The organism is Oerskovia sp. PE-21s, from assembly GCF_056158145.1.
The window spans coordinates 46270-60556 of sequence record NZ_JBUXJM010000002.1; the positions used below are offsets into that span (position 1 = coordinate 46270).

Below are 14287 nucleotides of genomic sequence, written 5' to 3' on the forward strand. Positions count from 1 at the left end.
TCGGAAGCGGTGGGGGCGTCCCTGGACGGACGCCCCCACCGCCACCCGACACTCTGTAGCACCTCCACCGCGCCGGCCGGGACGAACCCCGGACAGGCCGGCAGACGAAGGAAGTAGGACCACCTTGCTCGACGTCAATGTCTTCGACGAGCTGCGTATCGGACTGGCCACGGCAGACGACATCCGTGACTGGTCTCACGGCGAGGTCAAGAAGCCTGAGACCATCAACTACCGCACCCTCAAGCCCGAGAAGGACGGACTCTTCTGCGAGAAGATCTTCGGCCCCACCCGGGACTGGGAGTGCTACTGCGGCAAGTACAAGCGCGTGCGCTTCAAGGGCATCATCTGCGAGCGCTGCGGCGTCGAGGTGACGCGCTCGAAGGTGCGCCGTGAGCGCATGGGCCACATCGAGCTCGCCGCCCCTGTCACGCACATCTGGTTCTTCAAGGGTGTGCCCTCCCGCCTCGGTTACCTCCTCGACCTGGCACCGAAGGACCTCGAGAAGGTCATCTACTTCGCCGCCTACATGATCACGTCGGTCGACGTCGAGGGCCGTCAGGAAGACCTCCCCAACCTCCAGAACGAGATCGACCTGGAGAAGAAGGAGATCACGGACCGTCGCGACAACGACATCAACACCCGTGCCCAGAAGCTCGAGGCCGACCTGGCCGCGCTCGAGGCCGAAGGCGCTCGCGCCGACGCCCGCCGCAAGGTCCGCGACTCGGCCGAGCGTGAGATGGCGGCGATCCGCAAGCGGTCCGACGCCGAGCTCGACCGCCTGGACCAGGTCTGGGACCGCTTCAAGAACCTCAAGGTCGCCGACCTCGAGGGCGACGAGATGCTCTACCGCGCCCTCCAGGACCGCTACGGCAACTACTTCGAGGGCTCGATGGGCGCCGCGGCGATCCAGAAGCGTCTCCAGGACTTCGACCTGGTCGCCGAGGCCGAGCTCCTGCGCGAGATCATCCGCAGCGGCAAGGGCCAGAAGAAGACCCGTGCGCTCAAGCGCCTCAAGGTCGTCAACGCGTTCCTGACCACCACCAACTCGCCCACGGGCATGGTGCTGGACGCCGTCCCGGTCATCCCGCCGGACCTGCGCCCCATGGTGCAGCTCGACGGTGGCCGCTTCGCGACCTCGGACCTGAACGACCTGTACCGCCGCGTGATCAACCGGAACAACCGCCTCAAGCGTCTTCTCGACCTGGGCGCCCCGGAGATCATCGTCAACAACGAGAAGCGCATGCTGCAGGAAGCTGTGGACTCGCTCTTCGACAACGGCCGTCGTGGTCGCCCGGTCACGGGCCCCGGCAACCGTCCGCTGAAGTCGATCTCCGACATGCTCAAGGGCAAGCAGGGTCGTTTCCGTCAGAACCTGCTCGGCAAGCGTGTCGACTACTCGGGCCGTTCGGTCATCGTGGTCGGCCCGCAGCTCAAGCTGCACCAGTGCGGTCTGCCCAAGCAGATGGCCCTCGAGCTCTTCAAGCCGTTCGTGATGAAGCGCCTCGTGGACCTCAACCACGCGCAGAACATCAAGAGCGCCAAGCGCATGGTCGAGCGTGCTCGCCCGGTCGTGTGGGACGTCCTCGAAGAGGTCATCACCGAGCACCCCGTGCTGCTCAACCGTGCACCGACGCTGCACCGTCTCGGCATCCAGGCCTTTGAGCCCCAGCTGGTCGAGGGCAAGGCCATCCACCTGCACCCGCTCGTGTGCGCCGCGTTCAACGCGGACTTCGACGGTGACCAGATGGCCGTGCACCTGCCGCTGTCGGCCGAGGCCCAGGCCGAGGCACGCATCCTCATGCTCTCGAGCAACAACATCCTGAAGCCGTCGGACGGCCGTCCGGTCACCATGCCCTCGCAGGACATGATCATCGGTCTGTACCACCTGACGAACGACAAGAAGGATGCCAAGGGTGCGGGGCGGGCGTTCAGCTCGGTCGCCGAGGCCATCATGGCCTTCGACGCCGGCTCGCTGGACCTGAACGCCGAGGTCAGCATCCGCATGGACGGGCTGGTCTTCGCCGAGGGTGAGGCCCCCGAGGGCTTCGTCCCGGGGGAGCCGTTCGTCTTCGCCACGACGCTCGGCCGCGCGCTCTTCAACGAGACGCTGCCGGTCAGCTACGGCTACGTGAACGGCATCGTCGACAAGAAGAAGCTCTCGACGATCGTCAACGAGCTCGCCGAGACCTACCCCAAGGTCGAGGTCGCTGCCTCGCTCGACGCTCTCAAGGAGGCCGGTTTCCGCTGGGCCACCCGTTCGGGTGTCACCATCGCCATCTCCGACGTCGCGACCCCCGCGGCCAAGGCGGCGATCCTGGAGGAGCACGAGGCTCGTGCCCTGAAGGTGCAGCAGGAGTACGACCGCGGTCTGATCACCGACGACGAGCGTCGCCAGGAGCTCATCGAGATCTGGACGCAGGCCACCGACAAGGTCGCGACCGCGATGCGTGCGAGCTTCCCCGAGCGCAACACCGTCTACACGATGGTCGGCTCGGGTGCTCGTGGTAACTGGATGCAGGTCCGTCAGATCGCCGGTATGCGCGGCCTCGTGGCGAACCCGAAGGGTGAGATCATCCCTCGCCCGATCAAGTCCAACTACCGCGAGGGCCTCTCGGTCCTCGAGTACTTCATCGCGACGCACGGTGCCCGCAAGGGCCTCGCCGACACCGCACTGCGCACCGCCGACTCGGGCTACCTGACCCGTCGTCTGGTCGACGTGTCGCAGGACGTCATCGTCCGCGAGGAGGACTGCGGCACCGAGCGCGGCCTGACGCTGCCCGTGGGCGAGAAGATCGGCGACCGTCTGGTCCGTCACGACAAGGTCGAGACGAGCATCTACTCGCGCACCCTCGCCTCCGACGTGGAGGACGCGGACGGCCACGTCATCGCCAAGGCGGGGGACGACGCCGGTGACCTGGTCATCGACGCCCTGCTCGCGGCCGGGATCGACACGGTCAAGGTCCGCTCGGTCCTGACCTGCGAGTCCCGCGTCGGCACGTGCGCCAAGTGCTACGGCCGCTCGCTGGCCACCGGCAAGCTCGTCGACATCGGCGAGGCCGTCGGCATCATCGCGGCCCAGTCGATCGGTGAGCCCGGCACGCAGCTGACGATGCGTACCTTCCACACCGGTGGTGTGGCCTCCGCGGACGACATCACGCAGGGTCTGCCCCGTGTGACCGAGCTCTTCGAGGCACGTACCCCGAAGGGTGAGGGCCCCATCGCGGAGTTCTCGGGTCGCATCACGATCGACGAGGCGGAGCGCACGCGCCGCATCGTCCTGACCCCCGACGACGGCTCCGAGGAGCTCGCCTACCCGGTGACGAAGCGTTCGCGCCTCCTCGTCAGCGACGGCGACCACGTCGAGGTCGGCACCCAGCTGGTCCAGGGCGCCGTCGACCCGAAGAAGGTCCTGCGCATCCTCGGCCCTCGCGCCACCCAGAAGCACCTGGTGGACGAGGTCCAGGAGGTCTACCGCTCCCAGGGCGTGGACATCCACGACAAGCACATCGAGGTCATCGTGCGGCAGATGCTGCGTCGCGTGACCGTGCTGGACTCGGGCGACTCGCAGCTCCTCCCGGGCGAGCTCGCCGAGCGTGGGCGTTTCGAGGACGCCAACCGTCGCGCGGTGTCGGAGGGGGGCCAGCCGGCCTCCGGCCGTCCCGAGCTGATGGGCATCACGAAGGCGTCGCTCGCGACCGACTCGTGGCTGTCGGCGGCCTCCTTCCAGGAGACCACGCGCGTCCTCACCGAGGCGGCGATGAGCGGTCGTCGTGACCCGCTCCTCGGCCTCAAGGAGAACGTCATCCTCGGTAAGCTCATCCCGGCCGGTACGGGCCTGCCCCGCTACCGCAACGTCGAGGTCGAGCCCACCGAGCAGGCCAAGACGGAGCTCTACCCGAGCTTCGGCTACGACGAGATCGACTTCCAGGGGCTCGGCATGGGCTCCGGCGAGGCGATCCCGCTCGAGGACCTGGACTTCGGCGACTACCGCTGATCCCGGCGTCGTGGCCCTGCGACCCTGCGTCGTCGGGCCACGACGAGCCGAGTAGCACAGGGGGTGGTCCCAGCGCGCAGGACGCGCCGGGATCACCCCCTGTCTCTTTGACTACCTGCCACGTGGCAGGTAACGTAGTAGACCGTGCCCGCGCCGTCGTGCACGCTGTGTCGTTTCCAGCGTGCCGATGTGAGTGCGCGAGCATTCCGGTGACTGAGCTCTTCGGACGATCCTCGGATCGTTCGCGAGCCCAGCCCGGACCATCGAGCCGGTGGTACGTGGCGATTGCGACGCTCTGCGTCGCAGGTGCCGTTTGCCGTCGGCGCCCACAGCCCGTTGAGACCACCGCCGGGGATCACCCCGGTCCAGCTCGAGAAGACACGGAGACGTAGTGCCTACGATCCAGCAGCTCGTCCGCAAGGGGCGGACCTCGAAGGCAGGGAAGTCCAAGACTCCCGCCCTCAAGGGTTCCCCGCAGCGGCGTGGTGTGTGCACGCGTGTGTACACCACCACCCCCAAGAAGCCGAACTCCGCACTGCGCAAGGTCGCACGCGTGAAGCTCTCGTCCCAGATCGAGGTCACCGCGTACATCCCCGGTGTCGGCCACAACCTCCAGGAGCACTCCATCGTGCTCGTCCGCGGCGGTCGTGTGAAGGACCTCCCCGGTGTCCGCTACAAGATCGTCCGTGGCGCACTCGACACCCAGGGCGTCAAGAACCGCAAGCAGGCTCGCAGCCGTTACGGTGCCAAGAAGGAGAAGAGCTAATGCCTCGTAAGGGCCCCGCCCCGAAGCGGCCGCTCATCGTCGACCCTGTCTACGGTTCCCCGGTCGTCACCCAGCTCATCAACAAGGTCCTCCTGGACGGCAAGAAGTCGACCGCCGAGGCGATCGTCTACGGTGCCCTCGAGGGTGTCCGCGCGAAGACCGACGGTGACCCCGTCGTCGTCCTCAAGCGTGCGCTCGAGAACGTGCGCCCGGCCCTCGAGGTCCGTTCGCGCCGTGTCGGTGGCGCGACCTACCAGGTCCCCGTCGAGGTGCGCCCCACGCGTTCCACGACGCTCGCGCTGCGCTGGCTCACGGACTACTCGCGCGCTCGTCGCGAGAAGACCATGACCGAGCGCCTCATGAACGAGATCCTCGACGCGAGCAACGGCCTCGGTGCCGCGGTCAAGCGTCGTGAGGACATGCACAAGATGGCCGAGTCCAACAAGGCCTTCGCGCACTACCGCTGGTAGTCCGCCCGACCGGCCCTGGGGGTTCACCCCCGGGGCCGTCGGCGGGTCCGGCCGGCTTCGGTAGAAGCAGCGCCCCCGACTCAACCCACACAAAGGGGAAGTACCCGTGGCACTTGACGTGCTGACCGACCTGAACAAGGTCCGCAACATCGGCATCATGGCCCACATCGATGCCGGTAAGACCACGACCACCGAGCGCATCCTGTTCTACACCGGGGTGAACTACAAGATCGGTGAGACGCACGACGGCGCATCGACGACCGACTGGATGGAGCAGGAGAAGGAGCGCGGCATCACGATCACGTCTGCCGCCGTGACCTGCTTCTGGAACAAGAACCAGATCAACATCATCGACACCCCTGGCCACGTGGACTTCACGGTCGAGGTCGAGCGCTCCCTGCGTGTGCTCGACGGCGCTGTCGCTGTCTTCGACGGCAAGGAGGGCGTCGAGCCCCAGTCCGAGACCGTCTGGCGCCAGGCCGACAAGTACAACGTCCCGCGCATCTGCTTCGTCAACAAGATGGACAAGCTCGGCGCGGACTTCTACTTCACGGTCGACACCATCGTGAACCGCCTCAAGGCCAAGCCGCTGGTCATCCAGCTGCCGATCGGCTCCGAGAGCGACTTCACGGGCGTCGTCGACCTGCTCGAGATGCGCGCACTCGTGTGGCGCGGCGAGACGAAGATGGGCGAGGCGTACGAGATCGAGGAGATCCCCGCGGACCTCCTGGAGAAGGCGCAGCAGTACCGTGCCGACCTCATCGAGAACGTCGCCGAGGCCGACGAGGAGCTCCTCGAGAAGTACCTCAACGGCGAAGAGCTCACGCTCGCGGAGATCAAGTCCGCGATCCGCAAGCTCACCGTCTCGGGCGAGGCCTTCCCGGTGCTCTGCGGCTCCGCGTTTAAGAACAAGGGCGTCCAGCCCATGCTCGACGCAGTCATCGACTACCTGCCGTCGCCCCTCGACGTCCCGGCCATCAACGGCCACGACGTCAAGGACGAGGAGAAGATCGTCGAGCGCCACCCCGACGCCACGGAGCCGTTCTCGGCCCTCGCGTTCAAGGTCGCCTCGCACCCGTTCTTCGGCAAGCTGACGTACGTCCGCGTCTACTCCGGCCAGGTCACGCCGGGCACCCAGGTGCTCAACGCGACCAAGGGCAAGAAGGAGCGTCTGGGCAAGATCTTCCAGATGCACTCCAACAAGGAGAACGCGGTCGAGCTCGGCAGCGCCGGGCACATCTACGCGTTCATCGGCCTCAAGGACACCACGACCGGTGACACCCTGTGTGACATCGCGAACCCGGTGGTCCTCGAGTCGATGACCTTCCCGGAGCCCGTCATCGACGTGGCCATCGAGCCCAAGACGAAGGCCGACCAGGAGAAGCTCTCGGTCGCCATCCAGAAGCTCGCCGAGGAGGACCCGACCTTCCGCGTCAAGCTCGACGAGGAGACTGGCCAGACCGTCATCGGCGGTATGGGCGAGCTCCACCTCGACATCCTCGTCGACCGCATGCGTCGCGAGTTCAACGTCGAGGCCAACGTCGGCAAGCCGCAGGTCGCGTACCGCGAGACCATCCGCCGTACCGCGGAGAAGATCGACTACACGCACAAGAAGCAGACCGGTGGTTCGGGTCAGTTCGCCAAGGTGCAGGTCACCTTCGAGCCTCTCGACCTGACCGAGGGCGGCGAGCTCTACGAGTTCAAGAACGCCGTCACCGGTGGTCGCATCCCGCGTGAGTACATCCCGTCGGTCGACGCCGGTATCCAGGCCGCCCTCCAGCTGGGCGTCCTCGCCGGCTTCCCGCTCGTGGGCGTGAAGGCTACGCTCATCGACGGCGCGTACCATGATGTCGACTCTTCGGAGATGGCGTTCAAGATTGCCGGCTCGATGGTCCTCAAGGAGGGCGTCAAGCGGGCGGACCCGGTTCTGCTGGAGCCGGTCATGGCGGTCGAGGTGCGTACGCCCGAGGAGTACATGGGCGACGTGATCGGCGACCTCAACTCTCGTCGCGGCATGATCCAGTCCATGGAGGACGCGACGGGTGTCAAGGTCGTCCGTGCTCAAGTACCGTTGTCCGAGATGTTCGGGTACATCGGTGACCTGCGGTCGAAGACCCAGGGTCGCGCTGTGTACTCGATGTCATTCGACAGCTACGCCGAGGTTCCTCGGAACGTTGCCGAAGAGATCATCAAGAAGACCCGGGGCGAGTGAGTCCCCACAGGTCGAAGACCCTGTAACAACCATCAACCTGTAGCGACCCGCACGCCCCGCAGATGTCTTGTGCATCTGCATCGTTCGGCACAACTACCCAAGTCCCAGGAGGACCCCAGTGGCGAAGGCCAAGTTCGAGCGGACCAAGCCGCACGTCAACGTCGGAACGATCGGTCACGTCGACCACGGTAAGACGACGCTGACGGCAGCGATCTCGAAGGTGCTGCACGACAAGTTCCCGGACGTGAACCCCGAGTTCAAGTTCGACGAGATCGACAAGGCGCCGGAAGAGAAGCAGCGCGGTATCACGATCAACATCGCGCACATCGAGTACGAGACGGACAAGCGTCACTACGCTCACGTCGACGCTCCCGGTCACGCCGACTACATCAAGAACATGATCACCGGTGCTGCTCAGATGGACGGCGCGATCCTCGTGGTCGCCGCCACCGACGGCCCGATGGCTCAGACGCGTGAGCACGTTCTGCTCGCCCGCCAGGTGGGTGTCCCCTACCTGCTGGTCGCGCTGAACAAGTCCGACATGGTCGAGGACGAGGAAATCCTCGAGCTCGTCGAGATGGAGGTGCGCGAGCTCCTCTCCTCGCAGGGCTTCGACGGTGACGAGGCCCCCGTGGTCCGCGTCTCCGGTCTGAAGGCTCTCGAGGGCGACCCCGAGTGGGTCAAGTCCGTCGAGGCGCTCATGGAGGCCGTGGACGAGAACGTCCCCGAGCCCGTCCGTGAGCTCGACAAGCCCTTCCTCATGCCCGTCGAGGACGTCTTCACGATCACCGGTCGTGGAACCGTCGTCACCGGCAAGGTCGAGCGCGGCACCCTCGCGGTCAACTCCGAGGTCGAGATCGTCGGCATCCGCAACCCGCAGAAGACCACGGTCACGGGTATCGAGACGTTCCACAAGCAGATGGACGAGGCTCAGGCCGGCGACAACACCGGTCTGCTGCTCCGCGGCATCAAGCGCGAGGACGTCGAGCGCGGCCAGGTCGTCGTCAAGCCGGGTTCGATCACCCCGCACACCGACTTCGAGGCTCAGGTCTACATCCTGGGCAAGGACGAGGGTGGGCGTCACAACCCGTTCTTCTCGAACTACCGCCCGCAGTTCTACTTCCGCACCACGGACGTCACCGGCGTCATCACGCTGCCCGAGGGCACCGAGATGGTCATGCCCGGCGACAACACCGAGATGACGGTCGAGCTGATCCAGCCGATCGCCATGGAGGAGGGCCTCGGCTTCGCCATCCGTGAGGGCGGCCGTACGGTCGGATCGGGCCGTGTCACGAAGATCATCAAGTGATCTTCTGATCTCCTGATCCACCCCGGCTCCTGAGCCTCGCGCTCGGGGTTTCCGGGAAGGATTGACCGAAGGGCCCGGGTACCGCAAGGTACCCGGGCCCTTCGGCGTACCCAGGGGAGGTTGGGGGAGCGGGCTGCCGGCGACTGCGCGAGGCCAGGGCAGGCGACGGGAGGGCCCGCCAAGGGTGCGCCGGCTGCCGGGGCCGCGACCGCACCGCAGCGCCAGCGGGGCGCACGTCGACCCGCACGGAACGTCGCGCGGCTCGCAGCTCCCGGTGGTGCCGGTGGGCGGTGGCGCCAGTGGGCGGTGGTGCCAGTGGGCGGTGGCGCCAGTGGCGGCGCCGCCGCCGGTGTGCGTCCCGGGGGGAGGGGAGAGGCGCGCGGTCCCCCCGAACGGTCGTCGGCTCGATCACCGGTCGGTCCGAAGGGTCGTGCAGGCGGTGCGTGACCGATCCGAGGATCCGGATCGGCGAGATGTGTCGTCGGGGTGGTGCCCCGCCCGGAAGCACCCGCGCAGCATCTTTGCTGGTCAGGGACGTACCGGCCGCGGCAGCACGCCGCGCCGTGCGATGCGGTGGTCGTCCGAGGACGGTGCGCCTGGTCACACAGTTCGGCGAGAGCGCCCGGGGAGGTTACCCTGGATGGACGACGTGCCCGCTCGACGCGTGAGCACGTCGGTCGTCGCACGAGGTCGGCCCCGGTGGTCGATGTCTCGTGCACGACGATTGGTCTTCCACGGTTTCCTGTGGCAGACTGTTCAGGTTGCCTGTTACGGGTGCGCTCTTTCATGTGTCGAACAGTGTGTTGAACCGCTAAGCATGCGGACCTCGGTGTTCCGAGGTTGCCGCGGGTTGAACTCTCTGTCGACACAGATCGAGGACCCCGCGGAGCTCAGGTTCTGCACAGGCTCGACAACGTTGTGAACGGCTGTGACGCCGTCGGGCGCCAGAAGCTGGCCCGATGTGTCAGCGGTTCACATATCCAACGGCCCTGCACCGTTCTCGGTGCGTGCGCTCGGTAGGTCGCGATAGGCGACACGCCCGAGCGCGGGGGTCGGACAGCTAGCGGTTCGAGAGAGAGAGTCAGACGACGCCATGGCGGGACAGAAGATCCGCATCCGGCTCAAGTCCTACGACCACGAGGTGATTGACAGCTCGGCGCGCAAGATCGTCGACACTGTCACCCGCGCTGGTGCGACGGTCGTGGGCCCGGTGCCGCTGCCGACGGAGAAGAACGTCTTCTGCGTCATCCGGTCGCCTCACAAGTACAAGGACAGCCGCGAGCACTTCGAGATGCGCACGCACAAGCGGCTTATCGACATCATCGATCCCACGCCGAAGGCCGTCGACTCGCTCATGCGTCTCGACCTGCCTGCGGACGTGAACATCGAGATCAAGCTCTGAGGCGGGAGGACAACATGACTACGCCCCAGCAGAACGAGCGGCCCGTCACGGCCGTGCTCGGCACGAAGCTCGGCATGACCCAGCTCTGGGACGAGGCAGGCCGCCTGGTCCCCGTCACGGTCGTCGCCGTGGGCACGAACGTCGTGACCCAGGTCCGCACCGCGGACACCGACGGTTACGCCGCGGTCCAGCTGGCCGCAGGCCAGATCGACCCGCGCAAGGTCACGAAGCCCCTCAAGGGCCACTTCGAGAAGGCCGGCGTCACGCCGCGCCGTCACGTGACCGAGATCCGCACCACCGATGCCGGTGAGTACACCCTCGGCCAGGAGATCACCGCGGAGGCCTTCGAGGCCGGCGCGAAGGTCGACGTCGTGGGCACCACCAAGGGCAAGGGCACCGCCGGTGTCATGAAGCGTCACGGCTTCCACGGCGTGGGTGCCTCCCACGGTGCGCACCGCAACCACCGCAAGCCTGGTTCGATCGGTGGGGCCTCGACCCCGTCGCGAGTCTTCAAGGGCGTGCGCATGGCCGGTCGGATGGGCTTCGACCGTCAGACCACGCAGAACCTGACCGTCCACGCGGTCGACGCAGAGAAGGGTCTGCTGCTCGTCAAGGGCGCAGTGCCCGGCCCCAAGGGCGGCGTCGTCCTCGTGCGTAGCGCCGTGAAGGGAGCATGACACTCATGGCAGCTCTCACTGTTGACGTCCTCGACGCCACGGGCAAGAAGGCCGGCACCGCCGACCTTCCCGCCGAGGTGTTCGACGTCCAGACGAACGTCCCGCTGATCCACCAGGTTGTCGTCGCGCAGCTCGCTGCAGCCCGTCAGGGCACGCACGACACCAAGAGCCGCGGCGAGGTCCGCGGTGGTGGACGCAAGCCGTACAAGCAGAAGGGCACCGGCCGCGCCCGTCAGGGTTCGACCCGTGCTCCTCAGTTCGCCGGCGGTGGGGTCGTTCACGGCCCGACGCCGCGCGACTACAGCCAGCGCACCCCCAAGAAGATGAAGGCTGCTGCCCTGCGCGGCGCCCTGTCCGACCGGGCTCGTGCCGGCCGTGTCCACGTCGTGACCGGTTTCGGGATCGACGGCCAGCCGTCGACCAAGGCCGCGATCAACTCGCTCGCCAACCTCTCTCCCCGCAAGCACGTGCTCGTGGTGCTGGAGCGTGGCGACGAGCTGACGAGCAAGTCCCTCCGCAACGCGGAGCAGGTGCACCTCCTGGTCGCTGACCAGCTGAACACCTACGACGTGCTCGTCTCCGACGACGTGGTCTTCACCGAGGGCGCACTCGCTGCGTTCCTCGCCGGACCCGCCACGGGCTCTTCGGTCAAGGCCGTCGCGTCCGAGTCGGAAGCAGCTGACGAGGCCGAGGAGGCCGCGAAGTGACCGCCGTGACGAAGGACCCCCGCGACATCCTGCTCGCGCCGGTGGTCTCCGAGAAGAGCTACGGGCTCCTCGACGAGGGTAAGTACACCTTCCTCGTGGACCCGCGGGCCAACAAGACCGAGATCAAGATTGCCGTCGAGCAGATCTTCTCGGTCAAGGTTGCCTCCGTGAACACGATCAACCGCAAGGGCAAGACCCGGCGGACGCGTTTCGGACTGGGCAAGCGCAAGGACACCAAGCGTGCGATCGTCACCCTCCGCGAGGGCACGATCGACATCTTCGGCGGGCCGGTCGGCTGAGGCCGGACGAGAGCAGATTGAGGACAGATCCCCATGGGAATCCGTAAGTACAAGCCGACGACGCCCGGCCGCCGCGGCTCGAGCGTTGCCGACTTCGTCGAGATCACGCGCTCGCAGCCGGAGAAGTCGCTGGTCCGTCCGCTCACCAAGAGCGGTGGCCGCAACAGCACCGGTCGCATCACCACCCGTCACAAGGGTGGTGGCCACAAGCGCGCATACCGCGTCATCGACTTCCGTCGCCACGACAAGGACGGCGTGCCCGCGAAGGTCGCTCACATCGAGTACGACCCCAACCGCACGGCACGCATCGCGCTCCTGCACTACGCGGACGGCGAGAAGCGCTACATCATCGCGCCGAACAAGCTGAAGCAGGGCGACGTCATCGAGAACGGCGCCGGCGCTGACATCAAGCCCGGCAACAACCTGCCGTTGCGCAACATCCCGACCGGTACGGTCATCCACGCCATCGAGCTCAAGCCCGGTGGTGGCGCGAAGATCGCCCGTTCGGCTGGTGCCTCCGTGCAGCTCGTCGCCAAGGACGGCCCCTACGCCCAGCTGCGTATGCCTTCCGGTGAGATCCGCAACGTCGACCTGCGCTGCCGCGCGACGGTCGGCGAGGTGGGCAACGCCGAGCAGTCGAACATCAACTGGGGCAAGGCCGGCCGTATGCGTTGGAAGGGCAAGCGCCCCTCCGTCCGTGGTGTCGCCATGAACCCGATCGACCACCCTCACGGTGGTGGTGAAGGTAAGACCTCCGGTGGACGTCACCCGGTCAGCCCCTGGGGCCAGGCCGAAGGTCGTACCCGCCGTCCCAACAAGCCGAGCGACAAGCTGATCGTGCGTCGTCGCCGTACCGGCAAGAAGCGCTGATAGGAGCCTGACAGATGCCACGCAGCCTGAAGAAGGGCCCCTTCGTGGATGGACACCTTCAGAAGAAGGTGGACGTCCAGAACGAGAAGGGGACCAAGAACGTCATCAAGACCTGGTCCCGTCGGTCGGTCATCACGCCCGACTTCCTCGGTCACACTTTTGCCGTGCACGACGGGCGCAAGCACACTCCGGTGTTCGTCACCGAGTCGATGGTTGGCCACAAGCTCGGCGAGTTCGCACCCACCCGGACCTTCCGCGGCCACGTGAAGGACGACAAGAAGGGCCGTCGTCGCTGATCTGCGTGCAGACGCAGATCACGAGACGACGACTCCGAACGTCATGACGAGACAAGAAGGCAGGACAGCAATGGAAGCCAAGGCGCAGGCGCGGTTCGTCCGTGTCACGCCCCAGAAGGCCCGGCGCGTCGTGGACCTCATCCGTGGCAAGCAGGCCACCGAGGCCGTCGCGGTGCTGAAGTTCGCACCGCAGGCCGCGAGTGAGCCGATCCGCAAGGTCGTGGAGAGCGCGATCGCGAACGCACGGGTGAAGGCCGACCGCGCGAGCGTGGCATTCGACGAGCAGGAGCTCGTCGTTGCCCAGGCGTTCGTGGACGAGGGCCCGACCCTCAAGCGGTTCCGGCCTCGCGCTCAGGGGCGCGCGAGCCAGATCCTCAAGCGGACGAGCCACATCACCGTGGTTCTCGTTCCGCGCGAAGACACGAAGGGAAGGGCCCGATAGTGGGACAGAAGGTTCACCCGCACGGGTACCGCCTCGGCATCACCACCGACCACCGGTCGCGGTGGTTCGCCGACAGCACCAAGCCCGGACAGCGGTACCGCGACTACGTCCGCGAGGACGTGCAGATCCGCAAGCTCATGGCCACCGGCCTCGAGCGTGCCGGCATCTCCAAGGTCGAGATCGAGCGCACCCGTGACCGTGTGCGTGTGGACATCCACACGGCACGCCCGGGCATCGTCATCGGCCGCCGTGGCGCAGAGGCAGACCGCATCCGCGGCGAGCTCGAGAAGCTCACGGGCAAGCAGGTCCAGCTCAACATCCTCGAGGTCAAGAACGCTGAGATCGATGCTCAGCTCGTGGCCCAGGGGATCGCCGAGCAGCTTGCGAGCCGTGTGTCCTTCCGCCGTGCGATGCGCAAGGGCATGCAGTCCGCGCAGCGCGCCGGGGCCAAGGGCATCCGTGTCCAGTGCTCGGGCCGCCTCGGTGGCGCCGAGATGAGCCGTTCGGAGTTCTACCGCGAAGGCCGTGTGCCGCTGCACACGCTCCGCGCGAACATCGACTACGGCTTCTTCGAGGCCCGCACCACCTTCGGCCGTATCGGCGTCAAGGTGTGGATCTACAAGGGCGACATGACCGAGAAGGAGTTCGCTGCGCAGCAGGCGACCGCCGCTCCCCGCCAGGGCCGTGGTGGCCCCCGCGGTGGCGACCGTCCTGACCGTGGCGGAGACCGTCGTGGCGCCGGCCGTCGCAACGAGCGTCCGGCACAGTCCGAGGCACCTGCAGCTGCAGGGGCGGAGGCACCTGTCGCCGAGAAGGCTCCTGAGTCCGGAACGGAGGCCTGAG

13 protein-coding genes are annotated in these 14287 nt (G+C 66.8%); all 13 read left to right on the forward strand.

What is annotated here, in order from left to right; genetic code table 11:
• Positions 1-124 precede the first annotated feature (124 nt).
• The 13 genes from ACZDYF_RS03160 to rpsC all read left to right on the forward strand — a co-directional run bounded on the left by ACZDYF_RS03160 (position 125) and on the right by rpsC (position 14286).
• Entirely contained in the window at positions 125-3994 is a 3870-nt protein-coding gene (locus ACZDYF_RS03160; protein ID WP_191791534.1) for a DNA-directed RNA polymerase subunit beta', read from the forward strand.
• Between the two features lie 391 nt (positions 3995-4385).
• Entirely contained in the window at positions 4386-4760 is a 375-nt protein-coding gene (rpsL, locus tag ACZDYF_RS03165; RefSeq protein ID WP_030151943.1) for a 30S ribosomal protein S12, read from the forward strand.
• Complete coding sequence (rpsG, locus tag ACZDYF_RS03170; RefSeq protein ID WP_030151942.1) at positions 4760-5230, forward strand: 30S ribosomal protein S7; 471 nt, start codon at positions 4760-4762, stop codon at positions 5228-5230. The genes rpsL and rpsG overlap by 1 nt, the downstream gene beginning before the upstream one ends.
• 106 nt (positions 5231-5336) lie before the next feature.
• Positions 5337-7442, forward strand: a complete 2106-nt coding sequence (gene fusA, locus ACZDYF_RS03175; protein ID WP_191791532.1) for an elongation factor G — start codon at positions 5337-5339, stop codon at positions 7440-7442.
• Between the two features lie 118 nt (positions 7443-7560).
• On the forward strand, positions 7561-8751 hold the full coding sequence (gene tuf, locus ACZDYF_RS03180; protein ID WP_030151940.1) for an elongation factor Tu: 1191 nt from the start codon (positions 7561-7563) through the stop codon (positions 8749-8751).
• Positions 8752-9844: 1093 nt separating this feature from the next.
• Positions 9845-10153, forward strand: a complete 309-nt coding sequence (gene rpsJ, locus ACZDYF_RS03185) for a 30S ribosomal protein S10 (RefSeq protein WP_012867945.1) — start codon at positions 9845-9847, stop codon at positions 10151-10153.
• Positions 10154-10167: 14 nt separating this feature from the next.
• Positions 10168-10830, forward strand: a complete 663-nt coding sequence (gene rplC, locus ACZDYF_RS03190) for a 50S ribosomal protein L3 (RefSeq protein ID WP_191791530.1) — start codon at positions 10168-10170, stop codon at positions 10828-10830.
• 5 nt (positions 10831-10835) lie between these two features.
• Complete coding sequence (gene rplD, locus ACZDYF_RS03195; protein ID WP_191791528.1) at positions 10836-11537, forward strand: 50S ribosomal protein L4; 702 nt, start codon at positions 10836-10838, stop codon at positions 11535-11537.
• The gene (rplW, locus tag ACZDYF_RS03200) at positions 11534-11836 is read left to right on the forward strand and encodes a 50S ribosomal protein L23 (RefSeq protein ID WP_030151937.1); all 303 of its coding nucleotides are present in this window, start codon (positions 11534-11536) and stop codon (positions 11834-11836) included. Before rplD ends, rplW begins: the two co-directional genes overlap by 4 nt.
• A gap of 33 nt (positions 11837-11869) precedes the next feature.
• A complete protein-coding gene (gene rplB, locus ACZDYF_RS03205) occupies positions 11870-12706 on the forward strand; it encodes a 50S ribosomal protein L2 (RefSeq protein WP_056653766.1) in 837 nt (278 codons plus the stop codon).
• Between the two features lie 14 nt (positions 12707-12720).
• Positions 12721-13002 carry a 30S ribosomal protein S19 gene (gene rpsS, locus ACZDYF_RS03210; RefSeq protein WP_012867940.1) on the forward strand — a complete coding sequence of 94 codons (282 nt, stop codon included), beginning with the start codon at positions 12721-12723 and terminating at the stop codon, positions 13000-13002.
• Positions 13003-13072: 70 nt separating this feature from the next.
• On the forward strand, positions 13073-13444 hold the full coding sequence (gene rplV, locus ACZDYF_RS03215; RefSeq protein ID WP_030151935.1) for a 50S ribosomal protein L22: 372 nt from the start codon (positions 13073-13075) through the stop codon (positions 13442-13444).
• Complete coding sequence (gene rpsC / locus ACZDYF_RS03220) at positions 13444-14286, forward strand: 30S ribosomal protein S3 (protein WP_030151934.1); 843 nt, start codon at positions 13444-13446, stop codon at positions 14284-14286. The genes rplV and rpsC overlap by 1 nt, the downstream gene beginning before the upstream one ends.
• The last annotated feature ends 1 nt before the right edge of the window (position 14287 follow it).